This window comes from Paenibacillus silagei (genome assembly GCF_017874735.1).
Classification (GTDB): Bacteria; Bacillota; Bacilli; order Paenibacillales; family Paenibacillaceae; genus Paenibacillus_AQ; species Paenibacillus_AQ silagei.
In genome coordinates, this window is record NZ_JAGGLV010000005.1 from 220,336 (window position 1) to 246,686 (window position 26,351).

At 53.1% G+C, this 26,351-nt stretch carries 21 protein-coding genes; 9 read left to right on the top strand and 12 right to left on the bottom strand.

Going from position 1 to position 26,351, the window contains the following annotated elements; all coding sequences use genetic code 11:
• The first annotated feature begins 47 nt into the window (after positions 1-47).
• From nrdI to J2Z70_RS09965, 4 genes are all read left to right on the top strand, one after another.
• On the top strand, positions 48-407 hold the full coding sequence (gene nrdI / locus J2Z70_RS09950; protein ID WP_036732265.1) for a class Ib ribonucleoside-diphosphate reductase assembly flavoprotein NrdI: 360 nt from the start codon (positions 48-50) through the stop codon (positions 405-407).
• On the top strand, positions 394-2,478 hold the full coding sequence (nrdE, locus tag J2Z70_RS09955; protein WP_209872191.1) for a class 1b ribonucleoside-diphosphate reductase subunit alpha: 2,085 nt from the start codon (positions 394-396) through the stop codon (positions 2,476-2,478). The genes nrdI and nrdE overlap by 14 nt, the downstream gene beginning before the upstream one ends.
• Before the next feature lie 36 nt (positions 2,479-2,514).
• On the top strand, positions 2,515-3,474 hold the full coding sequence (gene nrdF, locus J2Z70_RS09960) for a class 1b ribonucleoside-diphosphate reductase subunit beta (RefSeq protein ID WP_209872194.1): 960 nt from the start codon (positions 2,515-2,517) through the stop codon (positions 3,472-3,474).
• Between the two features lie 448 nt (positions 3,475-3,922).
• Positions 3,923-4,702, top strand: coding sequence for an alpha/beta fold hydrolase (locus tag J2Z70_RS09965; RefSeq protein ID WP_209872197.1), 780 nt, complete (start codon positions 3,923-3,925; stop codon positions 4,700-4,702).
• A gap of 21 nt (positions 4,703-4,723) precedes the next feature.
• On the opposite strand, the gene J2Z70_RS09970 is transcribed toward J2Z70_RS09965, so the two are convergent.
• The 5 genes from J2Z70_RS09970 to J2Z70_RS09990 form a co-directional block, all read right to left on the bottom strand.
• Positions 4,724-5,488, bottom strand: a complete 765-nt coding sequence (locus J2Z70_RS09970) for an ABC transporter permease (RefSeq protein WP_209872200.1) — start codon at positions 5,486-5,488, stop codon at positions 4,724-4,726.
• On the bottom strand, positions 5,481-6,407 hold the full coding sequence (locus J2Z70_RS09975; RefSeq protein ID WP_209872203.1) for an ABC transporter ATP-binding protein: 927 nt from the start codon (positions 6,405-6,407) through the stop codon (positions 5,481-5,483). Before J2Z70_RS09975 ends, J2Z70_RS09970 begins: the two co-directional genes overlap by 8 nt.
• Positions 6,408-6,487: 80 nt before the next feature.
• Positions 6,488-7,189 (bottom strand): response regulator transcription factor, encoded by a 702-nt coding sequence (locus tag J2Z70_RS09980; RefSeq protein ID WP_209872206.1) that lies wholly within the window; start codon positions 7,187-7,189, stop codon positions 6,488-6,490.
• On the bottom strand, positions 7,170-8,120 hold the full coding sequence (locus tag J2Z70_RS09985; protein WP_209872209.1) for a sensor histidine kinase: 951 nt from the start codon (positions 8,118-8,120) through the stop codon (positions 7,170-7,172). The genes J2Z70_RS09980 and J2Z70_RS09985 overlap by 20 nt, the downstream gene beginning before the upstream one ends.
• 338 nt (positions 8,121-8,458) lie before the next feature.
• Entirely contained in the window at positions 8,459-8,791 is a 333-nt protein-coding gene (locus tag J2Z70_RS09990; RefSeq protein WP_036732281.1) for a PASTA domain-containing protein, read from the bottom strand.
• Between the two features lie 253 nt (positions 8,792-9,044).
• Here J2Z70_RS09990 and J2Z70_RS09995 point away from each other — a divergent pair, with 253 nt between their 5' ends.
• Positions 9,045-9,575 (top strand): hypothetical protein, encoded by a 531-nt coding sequence (locus J2Z70_RS09995; protein WP_209872212.1) that lies wholly within the window; start codon positions 9,045-9,047, stop codon positions 9,573-9,575.
• A 250-nt stretch (positions 9,576-9,825) separates the two neighbouring features.
• On the opposite strand, the gene J2Z70_RS10000 is transcribed toward J2Z70_RS09995, so the two are convergent.
• From J2Z70_RS10000 to J2Z70_RS33245, 3 genes are all read right to left on the bottom strand, one after another.
• Positions 9,826-12,567 (bottom strand): ComEC/Rec2 family competence protein, encoded by a 2,742-nt coding sequence (locus tag J2Z70_RS10000; RefSeq protein ID WP_209872215.1) that lies wholly within the window; start codon positions 12,565-12,567, stop codon positions 9,826-9,828.
• A 161-nt stretch (positions 12,568-12,728) separates the two neighbouring features.
• The gene (locus tag J2Z70_RS10005; protein ID WP_076082103.1) at positions 12,729-13,247 is read right to left on the bottom strand and encodes a deoxycytidylate deaminase; all 519 of its coding nucleotides are present in this window, start codon (positions 13,245-13,247) and stop codon (positions 12,729-12,731) included.
• 627 nt (positions 13,248-13,874) lie between these two features.
• Positions 13,875-14,747: a ComEA family DNA-binding protein gene (locus J2Z70_RS33245; RefSeq protein WP_245368121.1), complete on the bottom strand. Its 873-nt coding sequence runs from the start codon at positions 14,745-14,747 to the stop codon at positions 13,875-13,877.
• Between the two features lie 138 nt (positions 14,748-14,885).
• Here J2Z70_RS33245 and comER point away from each other — a divergent pair, with 138 nt between their 5' ends.
• Positions 14,886-15,737, top strand: coding sequence for a late competence protein ComER (gene comER / locus J2Z70_RS10015; protein ID WP_209872218.1), 852 nt, complete (start codon positions 14,886-14,888; stop codon positions 15,735-15,737).
• Positions 15,738-15,868: 131 nt separating this feature from the next.
• Here comER and leuS read toward each other — a convergent pair whose 3' ends face one another.
• From leuS to J2Z70_RS10030, 3 genes are all read right to left on the bottom strand, one after another.
• The gene (leuS, locus tag J2Z70_RS10020; RefSeq protein WP_036732290.1) at positions 15,869-18,298 is read right to left on the bottom strand and encodes a leucine--tRNA ligase; all 2,430 of its coding nucleotides are present in this window, start codon (positions 18,296-18,298) and stop codon (positions 15,869-15,871) included.
• A gap of 205 nt (positions 18,299-18,503) precedes the next feature.
• Positions 18,504-18,668, bottom strand: coding sequence for a hypothetical protein (locus J2Z70_RS10025; protein ID WP_209872221.1), 165 nt, complete (start codon positions 18,666-18,668; stop codon positions 18,504-18,506).
• A 413-nt stretch (positions 18,669-19,081) separates the two neighbouring features.
• Positions 19,082-20,149, bottom strand: a complete 1,068-nt coding sequence (locus J2Z70_RS10030) for an AI-2E family transporter (protein WP_036732291.1) — start codon at positions 20,147-20,149, stop codon at positions 19,082-19,084.
• Positions 20,150-20,377: 228 nt separating this feature from the next.
• Here J2Z70_RS10030 and bglS point away from each other — a divergent pair, with 228 nt between their 5' ends.
• Complete coding sequence (gene bglS / locus J2Z70_RS10035) at positions 20,378-21,067, top strand: beta-glucanase (protein ID WP_245368144.1); 690 nt, start codon at positions 20,378-20,380, stop codon at positions 21,065-21,067.
• Between the two features lie 280 nt (positions 21,068-21,347).
• Here the strand turns inward: bglS and J2Z70_RS10040 are convergent, their stop codons facing one another.
• Positions 21,348-22,928 (bottom strand): extracellular solute-binding protein, encoded by a 1,581-nt coding sequence (locus J2Z70_RS10040; protein ID WP_209872228.1) that lies wholly within the window; start codon positions 22,926-22,928, stop codon positions 21,348-21,350.
• An 84-nt stretch (positions 22,929-23,012) separates the two neighbouring features.
• On the opposite strand from J2Z70_RS10040, the gene J2Z70_RS10045 reads away from it, so the two are divergent.
• Together J2Z70_RS10045 and J2Z70_RS10050 are read left to right on the top strand one after the other, a co-directional pair.
• Positions 23,013-24,761, top strand: coding sequence for a sensor histidine kinase (locus J2Z70_RS10045; RefSeq protein ID WP_209872231.1), 1,749 nt, complete (start codon positions 23,013-23,015; stop codon positions 24,759-24,761).
• Positions 24,739-26,346 carry a response regulator gene (locus J2Z70_RS10050; RefSeq protein ID WP_209872234.1) on the top strand — a complete coding sequence of 536 codons (1,608 nt, stop codon included), beginning with the start codon at positions 24,739-24,741 and terminating at the stop codon, positions 26,344-26,346. Before J2Z70_RS10045 ends, J2Z70_RS10050 begins: the two co-directional genes overlap by 23 nt.
• Positions 26,347-26,351: the final 5 nt, after the last annotated feature.

Genomic DNA, 26,351 nt, shown 5'->3' on the forward strand with positions numbered 1-26,351 from the left:
TCACTTGTCAAGTAGAATGGGCTACATGTTATAGGAGGTTAGGAGCCATGTTGATTGCTTACGATTCCAAGACTGGCAACGTCAGAAGATTCATTAATAAACTGAAGCTTCCGGCGGTTCAAATCGAAGAGCATATGACGATCGACGAGCCTTACGTGCTTGTTACATACACTACCGGATTTGGACAGATTCCAGAGAAGGTGTCAACATTCCTTGAACGAAATCATTCCAGGCTCAAAGGCATCGCCGCGAGCGGCAACAAAAACTGGGGCGAGCTATACGCGCACAGCGCAGACTTAATTGCACAGCGTTACAACGTACCGGTGGTCGGCAAGTTTGAATTGTCGGGAACCTTCGGAGATGTACAGCGCATAAAACAGGAGGTGGACCGGGTTGCGGCATATTGAATTGAACAACATGTTGATGAAGAGAGACGAAAGCGGCTTTTTCCAATTGGATAAGGACCAGGAGGCGGTAGCCGAGTTCATGCGGGATGTGGATCAGCGCAGCCTGACATTCACGGATACGAAAGCCAAGATTGATTATATGATTGCCAATGACTACTACGAGGACCTGTACGACCGCTACTCCGCTGCTGAGATGGAGGATGTCTACCGGATCGCCCATGAATATAATTTCCGCTTCCCTTCCTATATGGCGGCTTCCAAGTTCTACACAGATTATGCTGTCAAAAGCAATGACCGTAAGCAATACCTGGAGCATTATCCGGACCGCGTAGCGGTAGTGGCTCTGCATCTGGGACGGGGCAACGTGGAGACGGCCCGTACACTGGCCCGCTCGATGATGGAACAGCGCCTGCAGCCGGCGACACCAACCTTCCTCAATGCCGGTAAAAGCCGCCGCGGCGAGATGGTCTCCTGCTTCCTTCTGGAAATGGACGACTCGCTCAATTCTATCAACTATGTGCTGAATACCTGCATGCAGCTGTCGAAAATCGGGGGCGGCGTTGCGGTCAATCTGTCCAAGCTGCGCTCGCGCGGCGAGACCATTAAGGGTGTGGAGGATGCGGCCAAAGGCATTATGCCTGTCCTGAAGCTCATGGAAGACGGCTTCTCCTATGCGGACCAGATGGGCCAGCGTAAGGGTTCGGGTGCGGCTTATTATAATATTTTTGGCTGGGACGTACTTGAATTCCTGGACAGCAAGAAGATTAACGCTGACGAACGGACACGCCTGAAGACGTTGTCTATCGGCCTGATCGTGCCTAACCGCTTCTACAAGCTCGCGCAGGATAATCAGCCGCTGCATGTGTTCGCTCCTTACACAGTCTATCAGGCGTACGGTACGCACCTGGATGACATGGATCTGGACGTCATGTATGATACCCTGCTTGCTGATCCGCGCGTGAAGAAAAGAATCGCCATGAGCGCACGCGACATGCTGACCAAGATCGCCATGATCCAGCTTGAATCGGGCTATCCGTATATTATGAATAAGAGTAATGCCAATAACGCCCATGCCCTGCGTAATGTGGGCCAGATCAAGATGTCCAACCTGTGCACCGAGATTTTCCAGTTGCAGGAGACTTCAGAGATTAACGACTACGGTCAGCAGGACGAGATCCGCCGCGATATCAGCTGCAACCTGGCTTCCCTCAACATCGTGAACGTGATGGAGCACGGCAAAATCCGTGAATCGGTACATGAGGGCATGCTGGCACTGACGGCTGTCAGCGATATGACTACTGTCTCCAACGCTCCGGGCGTAGCTAAAGCGAACAAGGAAATGCACTCCGTAGGTCTGGGTGTAATGAACCTGCACGGCTATTTCGCCAAGAACAAGGTGGCTTATGAGAGTGAGCAGGCCCGTGATTTCGCACGCACCTTCTTCATGACCATGAACTATCACTCGATTGAGAAAAGTATGGAGATTGCCACTGAGACCGGCGAGACCTTCTATGGCTTCGAGCAGTCCGACTATGCCAGCGGCGTGTATTTCGACCGTTATATAACTACAGACTACCGTCCGGTTACGGCAAAAGCCCAGGAGCTGTTCGCGGGCATCTACATTCCTACTACAGAGGATTGGAAAGAGCTGCGTGACAAGGTGATGAAGCACGGCCTGTACCATGCTTACCGTCTGGCGATTGCACCGACTGCCAGCATCTCGTACATCCAGAATGCGACCTCCAGCGTCATGCCGATTGTAGAGCAGATCGAGACCCGCACGTATGCTAACTCGACCACCTACTATCCGATGCCTTACCTGCGTCCGGACAATGTGTTCTATTATAAATCCGCCTACCAGATGGACCAGTTCAAGGTGATTGATCTGATTGCGGAGATTCAGCCTCATATCGACCAGGGTATCTCAACGGTTCTCCATGTGAACAGTGATGTTACAACCCGTGAGCTGGCCCGCTCTTACCTGTATGCGGCGCACAAAGGGCTGAAATCCCTGTACTACACCCGGACCAACAAATTGTCTGTCGAGGAATGCCTGGCCTGCTCCATCTAAGAGGGGCACAGGTACAGAAAGGGAGAATATACGATTATGAGCGCAATCCAAGCCGTGAACTGGAACCGTCCCGACGACGATTTCTCGCTGATGTTCTGGAACCAGAATATTATGCAGTTCTGGACCGACGACGAAATTCCATTATCCGATGACAAAATGTCCTGGCTCACGCTGAGTGAGACCGAGAAGGACTCTTATATGAAGGTGCTGGGCGGACTGACCCTGCTGGATACGATCCAGGGCGGTGTAGGGATGCCACAGATTATGGAGCATGTGGACGGCTTGCAGCGCAAGGCGGTCCTTGGCTTCATGGGCATGATGGAGCAGATTCATGCGAAGTCATACAGCAGCATTTTCACCACACTGGCTTCCACCGAGCAGATTGACGGGATTTTCCGCTGGGTGGAGGACAATACGTTCCTGCAGTTCAAGGCCCAGACGATCTCGGAGTATTATCAAAAGATTGAGACCAAGAAAGACCTCTATCTGGCGATGTCCGCATCGGTTCTGCTGGAGAGCTACCTGTTCTATAGCGGCTTCTTCTACCCGCTCTATCTGGCCGGACAAGGCAAAATGACCTGCAGCGGCGAGATCATCGACCTGATCCTGCGTGATGAGAGCATCCACGGTGTCTATGTCGGCGTGCTGGCCCAGGAGATTTTCGAAGAGCTGTCCGAAGAAGACCAGAGCGATGTCTACGAGACACTGGTCGGCCTGCTTCGTCTGCTCCACGCGAACGAGGAGCAATACACCGAGCAGATCTACGCACCGATCGGTCTGGTGGATGAAGTGAAGACCTTCCTGCGCTACAATGCCAACAAGGCGATGATGAACCTCGGCCATGATCCGCTGTTCGATGAGGAAGAGATTAACCCGATCGTCCAGAACGGAATCAGCACCCACACGAAGCAGCATGACTTCTTCTCGAAGAAGGGGAACGGGTATGTGCGGGCGATGAATGTGGAGCCTTTGCGGGATGAAGACTTTAAGTTTTAAGATTAGCTGAATCTAAGAACCTGGCTCTCAGCTCAGCCGTCACTACGGAGGATATTTGGACTTCCGGCCGCTGTTGTATACAGATTTCCTGATTAGACCGCTGTTCGCGGTAAAAATCCGTATACAAAGGCGGACGCTACCGCTCCTACAGTTCCAAAATCCCCCTCCGATCCTTCTTGCTTTTCGTTATATTCTTTGATTCAACTTATAGAGGTTGTATTATAGATAGAGCACCCGGTCGCTTGGACAAGCTGCCGGGGCTTTTTTTGTGATACACCTTTTCAGTTCCCTCAAAGGTTCTGAATAAACATCGAAACCCAAGCTTCACTTTCCCCTGAAACGGTACCGTCCCGAAAAGGAAGACAAAGCCGTTTCTACTTATGAGACCATATTGTTACTGGGACGTAGGAGTAGGAGTGGCTATTTTACAAGAAAGAGGTGTAACGGGATGGCGATACATATTCAGGAGTACGGAGACCCAAATGGGGATTGTCTGATGGTCTTCCTGCATGGCGGGGGTGTGAGCGGGTGGATGTGGGAGAAGCAGGTGGCGGCGTTCGCCGGGTATCATTGTCTGGTCCCGGACCTGCCGGGGCACGGGTTCAGCCGGGAGGATACGGAGTTCACGATCCGCAGCAGTGCGGAGGAGCTTCTGTTGCTCATTGAGGAGCGGGCTCAGGGGCGAAAGATCGTTGTCACCGGCTTCTCGCTGGGCGCACAGGTGTTGGTTCAGATGCTGGGCCTGAGGCCTGAGCTGATTGATTATGCCATCATCAACAGCGCGTTAGTGCGGCCCATTCCCTCCGCCAGCAAGCTGATCGGGCCGGCGGTCAGACTGTCTTTTCCGCTGATTAAGTACAGATGGTTCGCGAAGCTACAGGCTAAGACGCTCTATCTGGGCGAGGAGTACCTGGAACGGTATGTTGAAGAGAGCCGGCAGATGGAGCTGAAGACGCTGATCCGGGTGCTGGAAGAGAATATGTCGTTCCGCATTCCAGCCGGGTTCAGTGAGGCCACAGGCAAGATACTGGTTACTGTAGGTGAACGTGAGAAATCTGTCATGAAGCAATCCGCCCGGGACCTTGTAGCTGTGAATTCCCGCTGCATGGGCGTGATGATTCCCCTGATGGGACATGGCCTCTCTCTAGCGAAGCCGGAGCTGTTCAATAAGCTGGTCGAGGCATGGATTCAGGGCGGGGAGCTGCCCGGGGAATGCAGAAGAATCTGATTCCCTCAGGCGCGAGTGACGCTAGTTCAGATCCTCCCTGATTTTGTAGCGGACAGCAAGATAGCTTAGTATTAGAATCGCTGCAACCGCTACTCCGAATGTATGAATCAGGTCAGCCATGTTGCCTAGATCCTTGACCCGCACAAGCGTGTTGATCAGCAGATATTGCGTCAGATGAGTGCCTGTGAACTGATTCTCCAGCGCCCCCAGTACCATCCCGATCACATTCAGGGCCAGAACGAAGCCGGCGCTCAAGCTGATGAGCAGGTTCTTAGTCATCATAGCAATGCAGAGAACAAGCAGGGAGAACGCCCAGTGCAGCAGGAATTGGCTGGCCAGCAGAATAATGAGTGTGCCTGGATCTCCCATATCCGTCTGGTCAAAGAACATCCTTCTCCCGATCCCATCCGCAATTAACATCGTCAGGAACAGCATTGCCACGAATAGGGCGAGAATCGCCATTTTGGAGAAGACGGAGTGGATTCTTGCCTGTCTCATGGAGATATAATTCTTGTGGAAGCCGGAATTCCATTCGCTCATATAGAAATAAATCGTGAACACGGCGATATAGATCAGCATCCAGGAAGGCGGCTGTGAGATCGTGTACTGGATGAAGTCTATCTCCGTTAAATTTCCGATCTGAACACCGCCTTCCTCCACAGGCTGCGCGTATTGCTTCATCATATAGATGCCGAAGATCTGAAAGGCACAGAACAAAAGCAGCAGCAAGTACATAATCTTGTTTCGCGTGAAGCGGTAGAAGTCCATCCGCAACAGATTAATCATGGCGTTCACCTGCACTTTCCGTGCGTTCCAGGAAATACTGCTCCAGGCTCTGCTTATGTCTTGAGATGGAATCTACCATTATCCCATGCTGCGCCAGCTCCTGGACGATCTGCCGGATGCGGATATGCTCGTCGTATACATACACCGTACGGCTGTCCACCACTTTATATTGTGTAATCTTCAGCTCGCGCTCCAACACCGGGAGAGCCTCCCGGGCTTCCTCCACGCTAATCTCGATCCGTTCCTCACAGCGCTGCTGTAATTCTTCCTTGGAGATTACCTCGGCGAATTCCCCCTGATGGATAATGGCATACTTGGTGGCGATTTTGGAGAGCTCCTCCAGAATGTGGCTGGAGATCAGAATCGTCAGACCCGTTGCGTTCAGCTCCAGAATGAGCTCCCTAATCTCTACAATCCCTTGCGGATCAAGCCCGTTAATCGGCTCATCCAGAATCAGCACATCGGGACTTCCAAGCAAGGCCACCGCGATTCCCAGCCGCTGCTTCATACCCATGGAATAGCTTTTGACTTTGGCGGTATTCTTAGGGTCCAGTCCTACGAGCCTCAGCAATTTCTCTATCGTGGTCTCCCTGTCACTTAGACCATATGCGATGGCGAGCAGCTTCAGGTTCTCATAGGCCGAGATGTTCGGATATAACCCGGGCTGCTCAATCAGTACCCCCATCCGCTCGAAAAAAGACTGCTCCCCCGCCGCCGCACGGTTGAAAAAATGTAGCTCTCCCGAGGTCGGATATACGTGTCCGCTGATCATTTTGAGCAGCGTGGATTTGCCCGCACCGTTCTTGCCGATGATGCCGACAATCTCTCCTCTGTAGATTTTGAGATTGGCATTCCTCACCGCTGCTTTCGATCGGTACATCTTGGTCACTCCGCATAGTTCAATGATGCAATCTGTCATGTCTGCCACCTCCTTACCCTAAGTTAACAGGATGAAGACTAATAGTTCGCCAACAAAAGGTTAAGAAAGTTCAAAGCTCATCATGGACTCAGCCGGAAGCCGATGCCCCAGACCGTATCGATATAGGCTTCGCTGTCGTGCGCTTTGATTTTATTGCGGATATTGCTGACATGTACCGTTATCGTCTTGTCCTCGCCCAGATAGATCTCCTCCCAGGCTAGCTCATAGAGATCCTGCTTCGTGAACACGCGTGAGGGATTCCTGACCAACAGTTCGACAATCCGGTATTCCTGGCGGGTCAGAGCGAGCACGCTGCCATGAATTCTGACACTGTAGGCCGTGCAGTCCAGTACCAGATTTTTATGCCTGAACTCCTTCACCTGCTCACCGGCAGCTGTCCGCTGGATATGGACATGGATGCGGGCGATCAGCTCCTCCAGCTCAAAGGGCTTGGTCACATAATCATCAGCGCCCAGCGTGAACAGATCCAGCTTATGATCCAGCTGATCCTTTGCCGAGAGGACAATAACCGGAATCCGGGACTTCAGCTCCTCACGCAAACGATGCATAAATGCCTCGCCGGACAATCCGGGCAGCATCAGGTCCAGGACAATGAGGTGGTACTCCTGCTCTGCCAGATTCAGCATCCCTTCACTGCCCGAATAGGCCCGGGTACACTGAAAGCCTGCGGCGGTAAGCCCGTCATGCAGAATTGCGTTAATATGCTCGTCATCCTCAACGATGAGAATTCTTTTGCTGTTACTATTGAGAGGGATGCCCATGGGGGTGCTCCTTTCCCGCTTTTGCGAATTCGATATCAATGCTGAAGATGCCGCTGGCGGAATTGGCTGATGCGTCGCCGTTCATTTTCTCCATCAGCGCCTTCACAATCGAGAGTCCAAGACCTGAGGAATGCCGGGTACGCGATGGATCTTCTCTGTAAAAGCGGGTAAAGATCTTCTCCGTATCCACCCTGCTGCCTGGTTTAAGCCGATTAGTAAAGCGTATACACAGCATCTCCTGCCTGTCTTCAACCTCTACGGTCAACGGGCCTTCGCCGTGGATAAAATAGTTGCCGATGATATTGGTAAAAATTCGTTCCAGCGCATGGATATCCCCCATCACCCGGGGAGAACGCTCCGGCAGCCGAAGCTCAGGCTCATTCCCGGACCGGGTAAAATCATCAATGAACGTGAACAGATTCCGCTTCAGCACCTCCACCACATCAACCGCCTGCAGCTCCAATTCATACTCGGGATTCTGCAGCTTGGTATAGAGGAACAGTTCCTCTACCAGCTTAATAATCTGCTGTATTCTCGACTGGGCAAGCGCTACATACCGCCCCTTCTCCTGCTCCGCCTCTGTCTGCAGCGCCAGCTGAAGGTAACCATCCAGTGAAGTGAGCGGCGTGCGGATATCATGCGACAGACTGGTAATCGCCAGATTCATCTCCTGGTTCTTGCGGCTGAACTGTTCTCCCATCGCTTGCTGGCGGCGTAACAGGTTATTGCACTCCCGCACCAGCCTGCCGATCTCCCTTGGCTTCAACTGGGTCGCTACCAGCTTACGGGATTGATGCTCCATAATAAAAGACAGCTGGCTGCTAATCTGACCAACCTGTCTCCGGTAGTTCAGCAGGTACACAGTCTGGGCAATCAGCAGCAGCAGCAGGAGTCCTGCCAGAACAATAAGGATACGATCAACTCCTCTCATATGGTTTTATTATATACGATTGAGAGAGGCTTAATAGTAACACAAAAAGCTACGCTTATACCCAAACTATTTGGGGTAGCGTAGCTTATTTCAATGGCCTTCATCATCCCAGCGCTAACTCATAAACAAATAAAATAATATCTCCGATCTAAACGGTATTGATGTGCTGAGTTCTGGAGATTAATAGAATCGGGTAAAACGGATTGGTACATAGAAGACAGTACTCTGGATTCAAGAGCGAATACCCCCTCCTGATGATTATTAAATAAACTCTTGTGATTCTTTTAGTGTGTTGACTTAAGGAGTTATGGCAATCCGCCATATCCAATTATAAAAATTTATTTATTATTTTTCACACTTATCGTTACAATTTCATTTTTAGCAATTTGAGTATTCTCAATAGGAGATTGGCCAGTTACTATTCCATTCTCTACAAGATAATTATTGGCATCTTCTTTTATGTTTACACGCAAATTAAGATTTTCTAATAGTGTTACGGCTTCTTGCTCAGAAAGCCCTACTAGGAATGGGACATTGGATTTTTTTGGATTTTCTCTGTAAGCAAAAACTATACTAATTGCAATAACTATAACTCCAATAGTAGTTAGCAAATAAACTCTCCTAAATCTCAAGTTAATTTCAAACGATGAAAGTAACCACTTTTTAATCATTTTTAACCTCCTTGAATATTTAGTTCTTATAGGTTTACTCAAATCTCTCCATTACCTTAAAAAGGATTAATTATTATATTTTATCCTATATGCACTCAAAAATGAACCATAAATTTATTTTTTTATTTATTATTTTGATTAAGTTCCATTATGTGTAATATATTAATTAGGTAAAAATTAGATGATTATGTATTGAGTGACTACAAAACGCCAGAAGTAATCACTAATTTTAATTTACAAAGGAGGAATTATATTGAGGTTTAATTCTAAAAAGCTTTTATTATTTTCAATGATTATTTTAATTCTGGTTTTCCCAAACATGGTATTTGCAAAGGATAACTCTGTTAAATTAACTGAAGAAAAAATTTCAAGTGCAGTTAATGAAATTGTAAAGAATGCAGGCTCTTTCACAGAACCCCTAATAGTTGATTCAGGTCTAGTAGACACAGAAGATAATACAAAAATTTATTTTTATATTTTACCCGTTGATTCGAAAGCTGTTAAATCTTCAAATGATTTTTCAATACAAAGCGTGACCCCTTTAAGCAGTCACACCATTCCACAAGGCGTAAAAATGATTTATTCCAGATCTGATGGTCAGCCGTGGACGGTAGCTACCACTACTCTTGTTAGTATGAGTTTTTCCACTAATCAAACAAGTCCAACAACTATGCAATATGGACATTTCAATACTGACAATGGACAAACTATACAGAGTTTTACTGACACATCTAACTATGCTTTGCCCATTATGCTGGTGCAACTCATATTAGATTCTTTATAACTAATTTATCGGCAGGTTCAGTTATTGTTAGTGGACAAATATCATTCTAAAAACTCAACGCGGTTTGTTTATTACGGTGCTTCAATTTTTATAAGTTTTAATATGACTGCAAGCCCCTCTCCTGAATATCGGAGAGTGGGCTTGTTTTTTGTATTCCAAATTTTATTCGATACAATTACTTGCTCAATAGCTAAAGGGAGTTGAAACAAGCATAAAGAAGTATAGTTTAAACTCTAAGGCTATTTACACACTAATTGAGCTTATGGCGTACGTTGATTCCCCCCTTGCCTACCCTCAACTGAATCTCCCCCTGCTGATCCGTCCGGTAGATCTCAGTATTTGCGTCAGCCAACCGGTCCAACACAACACCGTGCGGATGGCCGTAAAGGTTGTTCACACCGGCTGAGATCACAGCGGCACCGGGCTTCCAGAAGGCCAGCCAGTCAGCGCTGGTGGCTGTTTTGCTGCCGTGGTGGGCGGCTTTCAAGACATCTATGGGCTTGCCTTGCGCAATCCCGGATTGCCTTGCGGACCGCAGGATCGCTTCCTCTGCAGCCTGATCCATATCTCCTGTGAAAAGAAAGCTCCGGCCGTTCATCTCCAGCCGGAACACCACCGATTCGTGGTTCTGATCCTCCACTTCCTCTGGCAGGATCTGTCCATCCGCTCGCTGCTCCGGCCAGAGGAAGTTCAGCCGCGTGGCCTCGTCCGGAGCGAGCGACATGCCCTGCTGCACCGGATACAGCCGGACACCCGTGTCCAGCGCAGTCGTCATCAGCTTGGTGTACGGCTCTGTGTCGGCTAATGTTCCGTTGAACAGCAGCGCCGATACCGGCATCCCTTCCAGCACCGCCTGGAGCCCTCCGGCATGGTCCTGATCGCCATGCGTCAGAATAACCGCGTCCAGCTGGTGGATACCCCGCTGCTTCAGGAGCGGCAGCAGCGTCTTCGCCCCGACCTCGAACGGGCTGCGGCGGATGCGCCATTCCTCCCGGTTGCCGAAGCTCACAGTACCGCCGCCGTCCACCAGGATATGCGTTCCACCTGGCGTGGTAATCAGACTGCTGTCCCCCTGGCCTATATCCAGGAAGCTGATGGAACCGGAGCCGTCGCGTATAGCCTCAGCGTTATAGCCCTTATAGAGCAGAATGGTCAGGCCTATAGCGCACAGTATCGCTGCGGGATTGCTCCAGCGCGTAGCTCCAGTCGGCGGATAGGCTTGAAAGGCCAGCGCGGCTCTTCTGCTGTTCGCAATGGATAGCAAATCTGGCTGGTTGGTGGTGTTGATAGGGTTACCCGGCAGATCCAGTTCCGCCAGCGGACGGGTCTCATCATCCATGAACTGGGGAACAAGCCTAGCCTCAGTCCTCCGCTTCAACGCAAGTAACAGACCGTACAGTAGCCCGTAGTAGAGACAAATCCACAGAAAGGAAGGGGAAGCCCAGATCAGCACCCCGGCGGTGAATCCGTTCACCCACTCCACTGCTGCAAAAGTGATATTATTCAGTATCTCTGCAAGCTGTGCCAGCAAAAGTGCTGCTGTATTCCAGATCCGCCCAAGGAGCAGTGCCAGTGTTCCCAAAGGCAGCACCAAGAAAGTGATGAAGGGAACCAGCAGCAGATTGGCAGCAACGGACAACAATGAGAATTGGTTGAAATAATAAACCGTCAGCGGAAACGAGACCAGCTGAGCAATAATCGTTACGGAGAGGCTGCTGCCCAGCCAGCCCGGCAACCGCTTGAACAGCGGCGCAGCGAGCGGTATATACACCATGAGTCCTGCCGTCACCAGAAAAGACAGCTGAAAGCTGACACTAAGCAGCAGATAAGGATTCCAGACCAGCATCATCAGAGCGGACGCCGCCAGAATGTTGAGTCCATCCTTGAGCATGCCGAGCCTTGCCGCCAGCAGGGCAATCATGCTCATGATCCCGGCGCGGATCACAGACGGTCCCGCCCCGGACAGCAGCACATAGATTGGAACAAGCAGCAGGGTCACCGTTAATGCAGTTTCTCTGGTCAAGCGGCAGCGGCGCAGGAGAACAAGGATCACTCCTACGTACACCGCCACATGCATCCCCGAGATGGCCAGGATATGGGTGAGCCCGAGCTGCGAGAATTGTCTGAAGGTCTCCGGGTCCAGCTCCTTTTGGATACCGATGACCAGGCCCTTCATATAACCCGCATGAGGCTCCTGAAATAAGCGGCTCATTTCTGCACCGAGCACGGATCTGGCCTTGTCATTCCATCGTAAAATAGTGGCCGGCTCCCACGAGACTTGGGGATTAACCTTTACACTGGCTGTTCCCGTTCCTTTGAGCAGCCAGTGTATCTTTTGGGTGAGCAGATAGGCACGGTAGTCGAATCCGCCGAAGTTGCGCGCTGTCTGCGGCTGGATCAGTTCACCCTCAATAGTCAATTTGTCTCCGCGTTGCCACAATGCAGCCTCTGCGATCTCACTTTCCTCCTGAAGTCTGATCTGTACGGTTACACGTTCACCTTCAGCATCCCTCACTCCCGCTTCCGCTGCATCTATCTCTGCGTCTGTCTCTGCGGCAACACCCGGATTCACTTCCGCCTTCACTTCGCCTTCCGTTCCCTCTGTGGCGGCCTGTTCCCCTTGATGCAGCCTGATCCCGGACAGCTTCACGACAAAATCTACCCGGTCCCCGTCCCGCTCCACCGGAGAAGCAATAACGCCTGCGGCTGTTACGTATGCCTCATTCAATTCGCCTGCCGGGTGCCCCAATGCCTTGGGCAGCAGACTCACATTACGTATCTCACTGTATTCCCAGTAAAGTGCCGCCACGATTAGTGCTGTCACCAACGCAGCAGCCGTCTTCCAGCGTATTCCGCCGCTCACCGCCCAGACAACAGGCAGCAGCAATAGCCCTGCGAGGCATAGCAGCAGGCTCCGCCCGGAGAACACACAACCTGCCGCGCTCCCCGCCACCCAGCAGACCGTAAAGCTTAAGAGCGGCCTTCTGTTCATCTTCATCTCTCCTTCCAAATCAGGTCTCCGGACGCCAAAAAACCCCTGCATACGCATACAAATGCGTGTACAGAGGTTCTTCCCCTGAAGCCCGTCACTATTCTTTTCGCGTCTCGTTCAGCCAACTATGTTAAGCCCGTCAGCCCATCCGTAGGTGCTGCTTATTCAGATACTGAAATCATCGTTTCTTTAGGCGGCTCATAGTTCTCCAGTTGACGGAACACGATGCCTTTGGAGGAGAGCATCGCCTGTACCTTCTCCATGTCTTTCTTGTAAGGACGCAGGTAGACAATCTCCACGATTCCGCTGTTCGCCAGCATATTGGCACAGGTCCAGCAGGGTTCATCCGTCACATAAACGGTACTGCCTTCCCGGTCGCTCCGGTCGGTGAATAGCAGCAGATTCTGCTCGGCATGGATCGTGCGGATGCAGCGCTGCTTCTTGACCATTGTCTCTACACCGTCTATCATCTCACGCTCGTATTGCTCAGATACCATACAACCTGCTTCCGAGCAGTCAGGAACGCCCATCGGCGCACCGTTATAGGCAGTACCCAGCAGCTTCTTCCCCTGCACCAGCACCGCGCCGACATGGCGGCGGGGACAGCGCGAACGGGTGGAGACCATGCAGGCAATATCCATAAAGTATGTATCCCAGTTCTTGCGGTAAGCCACAGTCATCAGAAATCTCCACTTTCTCTAAATAGTTGTTCATTATTGTAGCATACCTGTCTGCGTTTTCACTAGGATATTGATAGCCCGCAACAACCTACATTTCGCCTATCCCTCGCTTAGATCTCCCGTCCCGCCAATTCTACACCACATTTGCTCATCCGTAGAGTGGGGTGTGATTGCACTTCATACAGTAGAAATAGCATTCTCAGCGCCTAAGTAACGTTCTCTGCACTTCATACAATTGATTCTTTCATTTAGTCTCCAAAGAACCTCTTTTGCAAAATTCTAATGTACGAAGTGCAGCAGATTCAGTTTTCAGGCGGATTGAGGTCTAATCTAATGTACAGAGTGCAATTGCAGCTTACTGTGCCTCTGTCCATGCTCAGTATGGAGCCCGCTAAATGGAAAAACTACAACTGTTACTGGTAAAAGCGCCGAATGTAAGCTAGTAGTTGGAAAAACGACACTTAATTCGTTACAAATCGCTGATTCAGCGCATTCGGAACAAATTAGATGCCCTAAATCCACTTACTGTTCGTCAAGGTAGCATTTAAGATTTATTAAGTGGAGGAAATCCAACTGCTTCCCCGACAGACGGGTTGTTCGGAGACGGAGACATTCGGGACGGCGGCCTTAAAATGCCACCAGCGGCTTCAGCTTCTCCAGCAGCTTGGGGCCGATGCCCTTCACCTTGCCCAACTCCTTCACGCTGCGGAAGGCTCCCTTGCTGCTGCGGTAGTCGATAATCGCCTGTGCTTTCTTCTCCCCGATGCCCGGCAGATCCATAAGGGCTTTGGCATCGGCTGTATTCACATTGATCCGGCCGTCAGCCGCTGCCGGGGCTGCAGTGCCAGCGGCTCCACCAGTTCCAGCTGTTGCAGCCGCCGTTCCACTTGCACCGCCGCTTCCCGCCGCTCCTCCGGGTCCTCCTGAGTCCGCCGCACCCGCACCCGCTATCCCGGCACTCGCCGCTCCAGCGCCAGCTGTTCCATCACCGGTGGCCGCACCGCCAATAACTCCGCTACCCGCCTCGCCTACAACATTCGCGCCAGCAACTCCATTACCAATCACACTCCCGCTAGCTCCTGTGTCCACTGTTGCACCACCCATGACTGCGTTGCCAGTTACTCCACTACCCGCCGTACCGCCACCAGCTACCTCGCCACCTGCCTCTCCACTACCCGCCGCACCTGCAACACTCCAGCCAACTGCCCCGTCCCCCGCCGCACTCCCGCTAGCCACTCCATTACTCGTCGTACCGCCACCCGATACCTCGCCACCTTCCGCTCTACTCCCCGCTGCACCAGCCACACTCCCGCCATCACCCCCGGCGGCCGCTCTGCCAGCCTCACCTTCATCCGCCACTCCTAACGCCTGTGCCATCCCTGCGTTCAGCGTCTTCCATCCGGCGATGCCGGCGTCCTGTGCTCTGTGGTCTGCGGCCCACACCAGACCGCCGCCCAGCAGCGCGGCGGTAATGGCGCAGATGATCAATCTTTTATCCATCAGGTTGTCCTCCCTCAATAAACTGGAATTTTATTCAAAATTGCGATGAATACCTGTCATGTGTCCAAGTCTGGCCTGCATACATATAACGAAGAGTATCACTGTAAGCCAGCAGCATAAGAAAGGAGGTACCACAGGATGAAAGTGGGATTTATCGGAACAGGCAGCATGGGAAGTCTGCTGATCGACACCTTCCTTCGGTCGGGAGCCCTTGAGCCATGTGATGTGATGGCCAGCAACCGCAGCCCGGGCAGGCTGATGGAGCTGAAGAAGCTTCATCCCGGAATTACGATATGCTCCGGCAACATCGAAGCCGCCTCGGAGAGCGACCTGGTGCTCCTGTGTGTCAAGCCTTTGCAGTTCAAGCGGGTAACCGATGAGATCGCCCCTTATCTGCGCAGCGACCAGATCGTTGTATCGATTACAAGCCCTGTGCAGCTCTACCATCTGGAATCGGCCCTGCCCTCCAAGGTCGCCAAAATCATTCCCAGCATCACCCATTCCGTCCGAGGCGGGAGCTCGCTGTGCATCTTCGGTAGCCGATTAAATAAAAAAGACAGGCTGCTGCTGCTCCAGTTATTCTCCTGCATTGGTGTTCCTGAGGAAATTCCTGAGAATCATACGCGGATTGCCTCGGATTTCTCCAGCTGCGGTCCGGCCTTTCTGAGCTATTTCCTGGAGCGGTGGATTGAAGCGGCTGTAGAAGCAACCGGCATCGATGAAGCCCTGGTCACCCGGCTGGCGGGTGAGATGCTGCTGGGTACGGGCAAGCTGTTGACCGAAGGCTCGTTTACTCCGCAGGAGCTGCAGGAACGGGTAGCCGTCCGTGGAGGCATTACCGCGCAAGCGCTGAACCATCTGCAGACGAGTCTTGAAGGGGTGTTTGAACGCCTGATCACCACCACACACGACAAGTATGATGAGGATGTGGAAAAGCTCGACGAGCTGTTCGGCCTCGGCAGCATCGCCCAGAGCCGCTTAGACCGTTAAGCCATCCTGCCCCCTGCCTTGGCCCTGTCCCTTCCCATTCTGGCAGTCGTCACGCTTCACAGGCCGCCCGAAACCAAGAAAGCCCGCAGCACGGAAACCTCCGTTGCTGCGGGCAGAATTGCGTTCTTCGCTTAACCCACTACGATATTTACCAGCTTGCCGGGAACGGCAATGATTTTGCGTACGGTTTTGCCTTCGACGGCCGCCTTCACATTCGGCAGGGCCAGGGCGTGGTCCTGCATTTCCTGCTGGCCCATATCCGCCGGAATCAGTGCGCGCTGGACGATTTTACCATTGACCTGCACTACAATCTCAACCTCAGCATCTACGGTCAAGGCTTCATCATAGGCCGGCCAGGCGACATAGCTGATGCTTCCTTCATGTCCAAGCAGCTCCCACAGCTCTTCGGCAATATGCGGTGCCAGCGGGGACAGCATCTGCACGAAATGTTCAGCTGCTTCCTTGGACAGGCTCTCCTGCTTGTAGGCATCATTGATGAAGATCATCAGCTGGCTGATCGCCGTATTGAAGCGCAGCAGCTCGAAATCCTCCGTGACCTTCTTCAGTGTCTTGTGCCAGGTGCGTTTGAATTCATCCGTACCCCCGCCCTCTGTAATCTTCGCGCTGAGGCTGCCGTCTTCATTCACGAACAGGCGCCATACGCGGGAGAGGAAGCGATGAATGCCTTCGACACCCTTCTCGTTCCAAGGCTTGGTGGCCTCCAGCGGCCCCATGAACATCTCATAGACGCGCAGGGTATCTGCCCCGTAAGCTTCCACGATCTCATCCGGGTTAATGACATTACCGCGCGATTTACTCATCTTCTCGTTGTTGTTCCCCAGGATCATTCCCTGGTTGACCAGCTTGTGGAACGGCTCCTTGGTATCGACTACGCCGATATCATAGAGTACCTTGTGCCAGAAGCGGGCATACAGCAGGTGAAGCACCGCATGCTCGGCTCCGCCGATGTACAGGTCAACCGGCAGCCATTCCTTCTGCTTCTCCGGTGAACACAGCTCCTGATCGTTGTGCGGATCGATATAACGCAGGTAGTACCAGCAGCTGCCGGCCCATTGCGGCATGGTGTTGGTCTCGCGGCGGGCTTTCATGCCGGTCTCGGGATCAACCGTCTCGACCCACTCGGTCACATTCGCCAGCGGAGATTCCCCGGTGCCCGAAGGCTTGATAGCATCCACATCCGGCAGAACCAGCGGCAGCTGATCCACAGGCACCGTCTTCATCGTGCCGTCTTCCAGGTGCAGAATCGGAATCGGCTCGCCCCAGTAACGCTGGCGGCTGAACAGCCAGTCCCGCAGGCGGTAGGTTACTTTGCCCTTACCGCTGCCCTTCTCTTCCAGCCAAGCGATCATCTGAGCCATCGCTTCAGTATTGGACAGACCGTCGAGGAATCCCGAATTGACATGCGGACCGTCGCCGGAGTAGGCTTCTTCTTCGATATTGCCGCCCTGCACCACTTCGATGATGTTCAGGCCGAACTGCTTGGCGAATTCCCAGTCGCGGGCATCATGGCCCGGAACGGCCATAATTGCTCCGGTTCCGTAGCCGGCCAGCACGTAGTCGGCAATCCAGATCGGCACCTGCGCACCGTTCACCGGATTAATTGCATACGCGCCGGTGAATACACCGCTTTTCTCCTTAGCCAGATCCGTGCGTTCCAGATCGCTCTTGCGGGAAGCCTTGTCGCGGTATTCGGCAACGGCTGCCTTCTGCTCATCCGTAGTGATGGCATCCACCAGCTTATGCTCCGGTGCCAGTACGCAATAGCTTGCTCCGAACAGGGTATCGGGACGGGTAGTGAACACTTCAAGCACAGCCTCATGCCCCTCAATCGCAAAGGTCACCTCAGCACCGGTCGATTTGCCGATCCAGTTGCGCTGCATATCCTTGATGCTCTCTTCCCAGTCCAGCTCCTCCAGATCCTCCAGCAGGCGGTCGGCGTATTCGGTAATCTTCAGAATCCACTGGCGCATCGGTCTGCGGACCACGGGATGGCCGCCGCGCTCGCTTTTGCCGTCGATGACTTCTTCATTCGCCAGAACGGTTCCCAGCGCCTCGCACCAGTTCACCGATACTTCGGCCACATAAGCCAGTCCACGGTTGTACAGCTGGATGAAAATCCACTGCGTCCACTTGTAGTACCCCGGATCTGTCGTACTGATCTCACGGTCCCAGTCGTAGGAGAAGCCCAGCGACTTGATCTGGCGGCGGAAATTGTCAATGTTCTTGAAGGTAATGTCACGCGGGTGCTGGCCGGTATCCATTGCATACTGCTCTGCCGGAAGTCCGAAGGCATCCCAGCCCATCGGGTGCAGCACGTTGTAGCCGCGCATCCGTTTGAAGCGGGACACGATGTCGGTGGCGGTATAGCCTTCCGGATGGCCTACGTGCAGCCCTGCGCCGGAAGGATACGGGAACATATCCAGGGCGTAGAATTTCGGCTTGCCTGATTCTTCACTTGTCTTAAAGGTCTTGTTCTCGTCCCAGAATTTCTGCCATTTCGGCTCGATGGTCTGGGCGCGGTATCCAATATTGTCGCTCATCTTGTGCTCCTCCTTGGAGTGTTGCTGTATTAGGTAACTCTATTGTAAAAAAATACTGTAAATAAGGGTCACTGCAGAAAGTTTTGGGCTTCCGCCCGCTGTTATACTCGGATTTCTGAATTATAAGCTTCAAGGTAGAAATCCGAGTATAAAGGCGGCCACTAACGTTGCTACAGCTCCAAAATTTCTTTCCGTTCCTTTATATTTACATAAAATCTGTAATAACCAATTCACTTGCCCAGTGCAACAGCAAAGCCCAAGAGCCGCCCATGATTCGCCGGGCCGTAAAAGCCACGGCAAGGCCATCGGCCATGCTTTGCCGGGCCGGCAGACCCGCTTCCGTTTCGCCGTTCCCCCGGGCCAACCGCAAAAAAACCTCCCATCCCTAGCGTATAATCGCTAGGGACGAGAGGTATGAATTCCCGTGGTACCACCCTAGTTAGCGGCGGACATTCTTTGTCCGGCACTCACTTTGACACCCTGTATCGGGGGTGAGGCGACGGCGGTTCACTCGCCGGTCCCTCTAAGGAACCTGCGGCTCGCGCCATTACTCGGAGGTGAGTTCACTGCGGTCCGTTAACCGGCTCGCACCTGGGGTGCCGGCTCTCTGCAATAACGGTCTCACGAATTAATACTCCTCTTCATCGCACTGCTATGAATGACTCTTCTTATCGTAATATTCACCACATTATAACCAAAAGATACATGTACCGTCAATCCTTTCACCCGAAGTAGCCGCAGGTCCCCCTGTTCCTGCGTGTGTCGGGATGAATTAAGGCTGCTTTATGCCGGCCTTCTGCGGATATAATAGCCGATGATATGCTGAATGACCACCTTGGCGGCAGCGAAGAAAGGAACGGCCAGAATCAGTCCGATCATTCCAGCAATCTCCCCGCCGACCAGCAGCGCGAAGATGATCAGCAGCGGATGCAGATGCAGCTTCCGTCCTACAACCTGCGGAGAGATCACGTTGCTCTCCAGCATTTGGCACAGGGTATTCACCACCGCCACCAGCAGGACAAGGCGCCACGACAAGGTTGTGGCCATTATAATGGCCGGGGCCGCCCCCAGAAACGGACCCATATAAGGAATAATGTTGAATACCGCGACAACACAGGCGAACAACAGCGCATAAGGCATGCCGATAATCGCGTAGCCGATATAAGCGAGCACGCCGATGATGATGCAGACGAGAAACTGCCCGCGGATATAGTTGCCGAGCGCTTCATCAATGTCTTTTAACAGCATCACAATCGACTTGCGGCGCGAACGGGGCAGACAGGATACCACCATCCGTTCGAATACCTCGAAGTCCTTCAGAATATAGAACACGAGAAAAGGCACAATGAATGCGTTGAACAGCACGCCAATGGTCGAAGCGATATTATTAAGGAAGTGGGAGATGCCTTCGGCCAGGCGGTTCTCCAGCTGATAGAACCAGTTATTCATTCCCGTCTCCACCCCGGGCGGAATCAGTCTGGAATTCATGCCCTTCATCAGCCCCTGCGCGTGCAGCGTCATCTCCGGCAAATGCTCGTTAAGCTCCTCTAGCTGTTCAATGAACATCGGGATCAGATTGATCAGAATCACCGCAAGCGAGGTCAGAAACACCGCATAGATCAGCAGGACGGCTACGCTGCGCGGCATTTTTCTCCGGGAGAGCATAGTGACCACCGGATTCAGTACATATGAGATAATCATGGCGGCCAGGAACGGGGCCAGGATCGCTTTTAGAAACAGGAATACCCCATTCAGCATCGGACGGAGCAGCCAGACGAAATATAGAATAATCAGTGAGAGCAGCACGCCGATCATCCAGCGGAGCCATTTACTGCGGAACCACTCCTCCATAATCTCCCTCCTGAACGTGTACAGCCCTTAATCATCATGCATATTAGTATGTGTGGGAGGGGAATGAAATACTCCGCTCTGCAAAAAATTGGTTTTTTGTTATTTTAGTTCGCAGGTTGGTATAGTGGCCGGGTTCAAGGTTCGCTACAATCATAGTGTAAAGCGCTTACATTATTGAGGAGGGTATTGTATATGAGGAGAACGCTACACAAGCTATTCGGTGCAGGGATGACCCTGCTGCTTGCCGGTCTGCTGACAGGAGCTCCGTCCGTTTCGGCGGCCACCGTCTTTGATGAGCCACTGACCTACTTCAACCCCGCAACCTGGCAAAAAGCAGACGGCTACTCGAATGGCTCCATGTTCAACTGTACCTGGCGTGCGAATAACATCTCTTTCACCAGTGGCGGACAGCTTCGTCTGGCCCTGACCAGTCCCAGCAATAATAAATTTGACGGCGCGGAGTACCGCTCTGTGTACAAGTACGGCTACGGCAAATACGAGGTCAGTATGAAGCCGGCCAAGAACAGCGGGATTGTCTCCTCCTTCTTCACCTACACCGGGCCTTCAGACGGCACGCCTTGGGACGAGATCGATATTGAGTTCCTCGGCAAGGACACCACCAAGGTCCAGTTCAACTATTACACCAATGGTGTTGGCGGTCATGAGCAGATTGTCAATCTTGGCTTCGATGCTTCCCAGAGCTATCATACGTACGCCTTCGACTGGCAGCCGGGTTATATTAAATGGTATGTAGACGGGGTCTTGAAGCATACGGCCACCAGCAACATCCCCTCCCGGCCCGGTAAAATCATGATGAACCTCTGGAACGGAATCGGTGTGGATTCCTGGCTCGGTTCCTATAACGGGGCAAACCCGCTGTACGCCTATTACGATTGGCTGAAATTCACAGGCAACTAACTTGCAGGCAGGAGATGGACCCCGGCGGTGCGCAAGCGGCATCCGCCGGGGTCCTTTTGTCTATGCGGATCATGGCGGCCCATCTTCAATATTTGTTATTCCAATCGCCACATTGGTATGGCGGCTGCTGCCGTCCTTCTGTACGATATATAGCAAGAATACAGCACAGGAGGAACAGATTCGGGTGGGGCCGCCGTTAGGCAAATAGGCAGAAGCACCCAAGCCTATCTACGACAAGAAACCGCCTTATTATAGAGGCGGTTTCTTGTCCCTGCGGTATTTAGCGGCTGCTGCGGTCCCAGGCATTGACTTCCATGGTTTCGGTAAGTCCGCCGTAGGTGTTCCACTTGTGCACGAATTCGTCGAATTCTTCAAGCGGGCTGTCCGCGAAGATGATTTTGATGAAGCTTTTCTGCTCCAGCTTCTTCAGCAGCTCGCCGTCACGCTTCATCGTCGCTGTCGGAGGTCCCGTGAACTGCTCCTTGCGGGAAGCCTCCTTCTGGCCCAGCAGCACAGGGGCAATGTCCTTCGGAATCTCCCGGATGACCCCGGAGGGAATCCGGGCCCCGTCGAAGGTTAGCGTGTACGAGGCTACCCGGATGCCGCCCAGCGGCAGCGCCGAAGATTGGGCGCTCGGCTGGCCGCCCGCCATGGACCAGTCATAGCCCTCCGCAAGGCCATGGGCGAACTCGCCGGTCGAGGTAGCGTATGAATCGAACAAATAATTCTGATACGTAAAAAAGATTTCAGGGTGCTTCATCTGCTTATTAATCAGAATGGCACCATTGACAGGCAGGGCCCCTCTTCTCATGGTGAGCCCACCTGGCCCCGAAGGGATGGCAATTGCCCGGATGTGCGCCTCAGCGTCACTATTGGTCAGGGAGGACAGCGGCCAGCCGCGCATCCAGTAGGGTCCGGCAATGATGCCTGCCTTGCCGGAGATGAACTGGTTCGCTGCTCCCTCTTCGTCCAGCCAAGCGCTGTCAGCGCTCAGATAACCGCGCTGTACCCATTGCTTCATGAGATGGACAGCCTTCCTTGCCCCGGGCTGGATGGAGCCGTATTCCAGAGTGCCGTCACTCCGGCGGTTCCACTGCTCAGGAACCGTACCGTAGGCGCCGAACACCCAGCTGCTGTCTCCCATCCAAGTGCTGGGGCCGTTGCGGAATCCGACCGACAGGCCGTAGGTATCCTTGATTCCGTTGCCGTCCGGGTCCCGGTTGACGAAGGCATCCATGACCTGCTCCAGCTCATCCAGGGTCTGCGGGGCTTTCAGATGAAGCTTGTCCAGCCAATCCTGGCGGACCCAGAGCAGCGGATCGGAGTTATATTCATAATCCATAATGGGAATGGCATACCGGTGCGCGCCGCGCATGAAGGGGTTCCATGCCGAAGCATCCTCGGCAACAGCCTTCTTCCACACCTCGGACGCATGCTGCTCGAACAGGTCGCCGACTTCCATGAATTGCCCTGAATCAATCAGCTCCTGGATAATAGCGGCATCTCTGGTCGTTACGATGTCGGGCATATTGCCCTTGGCCAGCTCCAGCCTCAGCTTGTTGGCGTAAGTCTCTGAGGTCCCGGAGATCGTCCAGAGATAACGGATGCGGATGCCAAGCCGCTTCTCGGCCCAGGCCGTATGTACGTTATGCTCCAGGCTCTCCCCTTTGATAAAGTTCAGATTGGGGTTCACGGAGCCTACGGTATACAGGTCTACCGGAGGATCATATTTGCCTTCCTTAACATCGAAGTAAGGGGCTGTACTCTGCGGTGAAGCGGGCGGCTGACTATATTCGGTACTGTCCCAGGAGCAGCCCGACAACATCAGGAGCAGCAGGAACAGCGGTGAACGGACTTTCATGTAACCACCTGCTTTTCGTAGAGTTCATAATCTTATGATACACTTCTCCATATTACAGCAAATGTCTTGCAAAGGATGATCTTTATGGTGGCATGGCGTCCCAACCTGTTCATTAAAATGTTGGCAATCCTGCTCTCGCTGATTGCCGCCACACTCTTATTCTACGGATCATCCTACCGTAAGGATGTCGGAGTCATTACAAGTCAGATCAAAACCACCGACCTGAATCATCTGGAATTTCTGACCCAGCAGATGGATAACAACATCAACCAGCTGGCGGGCAGCATGTATGCCCTGCAGCGAGACCCCACCATCCGCGATTATGAGCAGATTACGCAGCTGGGCCATCTTATTGATCCCGCCCAGACGATTATGACGGTGCTTGAGAAGCTGTCCCTCCAGACCAGCTCCAGTACGTGGGAGAACCGGATTGTCTTGTACAAGCCCTTCAGCGGGGAGACCTTGGGCTCGGATTCCTCGCTGTCCTTCGATGTCTCTGTCCTGCACAAGCCGCTCCCGGCGGGCTGGGAGTATATCTCGGAGGATAGGGCCGGTGCGGAGGCAGGCTTCCGGCTGCTCTTATCGGACCCTGCCCAGGCAACAAGCCGGCCGCGCGAGGCGCAGCTGCTGATGTCCATGTATTTACCGGTCTCCAATATTGAACGGATGTTCGATGCCTACCAGTCGCAGAACACGGGGGACACCTTCCTGTACCATCCGTCATTCGGCGTCATCCTCTCGCGGAGTTCGGACCGGCAGATGGCGGAGCAGGTCACCGCGGCACTGAATATCACGGCCGGGAAGAGTACCTCCGACATCTTCGATCTTAAGCAGGGCAGCTTCCTGGTCAGCTCGGTGCCCTCCTCGGCCATCAACTGGCAGGTCGTGCATTATTCACCGCTGAAGGAGATCCTTGAGCCGATCCGCAGCAGCCGCTCTTCCTTCCTGACAGGATCGGCTATCCTGCTGGTGATGAGCCTGCTTTTCTCCTTGCAGCTCTACCGCCAGGTGCAGCGTCCGGTGAGCCTTCTGCTGCGTTCGCTCAACCGGATGAAGGAAGGGCGCTGGTCTACCCGTATCCATACCCGGACCAACCCGGAGTTCACGCTGCTTAATGAAGAATTTAATGACATGGCCGAGAAAATTCAGTCGCTGATCGAGCAGGTCTATCTGGAGCAGCTCCGGGCCAAGGATGCCCATCTGAAGCAGCTTCAATCACAGATCAATCCGCATTTCCTGTACAACTGCCTGTTCTTCATCAAGAGCAAGGCCGCCATAGGAGATACCGAGTCCGTGGAGGCGATGGCACTCAGCTTAGGCGAATATTACCGCTATATCACCAGAGTCGATCATTCCCTCACCACCCTTCAGGATGAGCTGAAGCTGCTGGAGAATTACCTGAAGATCCAGAACCTGCGGAAGCAGCGTATCTGCTACGAGATGGATATGGAGAGCGAGCTGCTGGACCTGCACATTCCCCGGCTGCTGATTCAGCCGCTAGTAGAGAATAGTATCATTCATGGCATTGAGCGAAAAATCGGCCCCGGCTCCATCCGGATCACCGGCCGCCATACCGAGGAAGCCATTCTCATTACCGTCGAGGACAACGGCGCCGGGATGACAGAGGAAGCCATTGCCGCACTTCAGGCGCGTATCAACGAAACTACGCGTGAGGATGGAGGCTGCGGGCTATGGAATGTCCAGCAGCGTCTCAAATTACATTACGGCGAGGCTTCCGGCCTGATGATTGCCCCTTCACCGGAAGGCGGTCTAATAACAACTCTCCGTATGGAGAAGAAAGAGGAACCTGATGCACCAAATTCTATTGGTTGACGATGAACCCTATGTGGTCGATGATCTGTCCATTTCGATTCCCTGGGCGGAGATGGGCTTCGGACAGGTCCACAAGGCTTATTCCGGGTATGAGGCGCTGGAGCTGCTCCAGCGTCATCCCATCGATATTGTAGTCACAGATATCAATATGCCGGAGCTGTCCGGCACCGAGCTGATTGCCGCCATCCGCAAGCGCTGGAAGCATATCCGGGTGGTCATGCTGACCGGCTATGCGGAGTTTGAATATGCCCGCAAGGCCATTGAGGAGCAGGCCAGTGCCTATCTGCTTAAGCCGATAGCCAATGACCAGTTGATCGCCGTCATCGGTAAGCTGCAGGAGAAGCTGCGCAGTGACTGGGAGGCCTGGTCCTCCCACCAGCGGACGATGCAGACCTTCCGCGAGCATCTGCCCATTCTGCGGGACCGCCTGCTCGGGGAGCTGCTGCAGGGACGGAAGCTGCCCGGACCGCAGCTTCAGGAGCGGCTGGACCAGTTCGACCTGCCGTTCAGGGCCGGACAGCCGGTCTGTCTGGCCGTGGTCCGGCCCGAGGAATTCTTCCGCCGCCAGGATATGCACAGCATGCTGCTGTTTGAATATGCAATCATTAATATCGCCCAGGAGCTGTTCCAGGACCGGTTCCTGATCTGGTCCTGCAAGGATGTGCATGACTATCTTGTATTCCTGCTGCAGCCCAGGGAGGATATTGAACACGGCGGCAATCCGGGAAATGAGGTGGCCCAGGCTGCCTATCAGCTGCAGAATCATGTCAGTACCCTGATGGGAGGCGGCCTGTCCGTGGTGACCACCGGCTGGGGAGACTTCCCGGATCAGGTCTACACTCTCTATCAATCCGCCATCTCAGCCATCCGCCAGCATATCGGCAGCGAGACCGGCATCTATCTCGATACTACGGATAACAGCAGCTCCCAGCCCGTGGAGATTCTCCAGCCGCTGTATGAGCCTCCGCTGCTGTTCCACATGTTCGAAGCGAACAACTGGCAGGGCATTGAAGATAAGCTGAACGCTATCGTATCGGAGCTGATCCACAGTCCCGAGCGGTCACTGGAGCATATCCAGGAAGCCCGTCTGCACTTGGAGACGGCCTTCTATTACTTCGCCCACAAGAATAACAAGCTGCTGAGCGAGATTGTCGGCAATCCGCTGCTGGAGCAGGCTCCCTTTCAGACGCCGGACAAGCTGCGGGAGTGGGCCATGGAGGTTATCCTTCTGCTGAGAGAGCATACGGATTCCGAACGGCGGAACAGCCGGACCGTGCTGATCCGCAAGGTACATGAGTATATCAACCGCAATCTGCACTATGTCTCCCTCCAGGCCATCGCCGACCATGTCCAGATGCATCCGGTCTATCTCTCCAAAATGTACAAGCTGGAGACCGGCAAGCGGATCAGCGACTACATCAGTCAGGTAAAGATGGAAAAAGCGGCGTATCTGCTTATCCATACGCCGCTCAAAATTTATGAAGTTTCCTCGGAGCTCGGGTACTCCAACGCCCATTATTTCATCAAGCTCTTCAAGGAATATGCGGGGATGACCCCGCATGAATACCGTGACCGGGCGCTGTAATTCCG

Bases quoted from the DNA above. Each gene is read 5' to 3' on its own strand.
- nrdI (WP_036732265.1), top strand. From the start codon at position 48: ATGTTGATTGCTTACGATTCCAAGACTGGCAACGTCAGAAGATTCATT.
- nrdF (WP_209872194.1), top strand. From the start codon at position 2,515: ATGAGCGCAATCCAAGCCGTGAACTGGAACCGTCCCGACGACGATTTC.
- J2Z70_RS09965 (WP_209872197.1), top strand. From the start codon at position 3,923: ATGGCGATACATATTCAGGAGTACGGAGACCCAAATGGGGATTGTCTG.
- J2Z70_RS09970 (WP_209872200.1), bottom strand. From the start codon at position 5,488: ATGATTAATCTGTTGCGGATGGACTTCTACCGCTTCACGCGAAACAAG.
- J2Z70_RS09975 (WP_209872203.1), bottom strand. From the start codon at position 6,407: ATGACAGATTGCATCATTGAACTATGCGGAGTGACCAAGATGTACCGA.
- J2Z70_RS09980 (WP_209872206.1), bottom strand. From the start codon at position 7,189: ATGGGCATCCCTCTCAATAGTAACAGCAAAAGAATTCTCATCGTTGAG.
- J2Z70_RS09985 (WP_209872209.1), bottom strand. From the start codon at position 8,120: ATGAGAGGAGTTGATCGTATCCTTATTGTTCTGGCAGGACTCCTGCTG.
- J2Z70_RS09990 (WP_036732281.1), bottom strand. From the start codon at position 8,791: ATGATTAAAAAGTGGTTACTTTCATCGTTTGAAATTAACTTGAGATTT.
- J2Z70_RS10000 (WP_209872215.1), bottom strand. From the start codon at position 12,567: ATGAACAGAAGGCCGCTCTTAAGCTTTACGGTCTGCTGGGTGGCGGGG.
- J2Z70_RS10005 (WP_076082103.1), bottom strand. From the start codon at position 13,247: ATGACTGTGGCTTACCGCAAGAACTGGGATACATACTTTATGGATATT.
- J2Z70_RS33245 (WP_245368121.1), bottom strand. From the start codon at position 14,747: ATGGATAAAAGATTGATCATCTGCGCCATTACCGCCGCGCTGCTGGGC.
- comER (WP_209872218.1), top strand. From the start codon at position 14,886: ATGAAAGTGGGATTTATCGGAACAGGCAGCATGGGAAGTCTGCTGATC.
- leuS (WP_036732290.1), bottom strand. From the start codon at position 18,298: ATGAGCGACAATATTGGATACCGCGCCCAGACCATCGAGCCGAAATGG.
- J2Z70_RS10030 (WP_036732291.1), bottom strand. From the start codon at position 20,149: ATGGAGGAGTGGTTCCGCAGTAAATGGCTCCGCTGGATGATCGGCGTG.
- bglS (WP_245368144.1), top strand. From the start codon at position 20,378: ATGACCCTGCTGCTTGCCGGTCTGCTGACAGGAGCTCCGTCCGTTTCG.
- J2Z70_RS10040 (WP_209872228.1), bottom strand. From the start codon at position 22,928: ATGAAAGTCCGTTCACCGCTGTTCCTGCTGCTCCTGATGTTGTCGGGC.
- J2Z70_RS10045 (WP_209872231.1), top strand. From the start codon at position 23,013: ATGGTGGCATGGCGTCCCAACCTGTTCATTAAAATGTTGGCAATCCTG.
- J2Z70_RS10050 (WP_209872234.1), top strand. From the start codon at position 24,739: ATGCACCAAATTCTATTGGTTGACGATGAACCCTATGTGGTCGATGAT.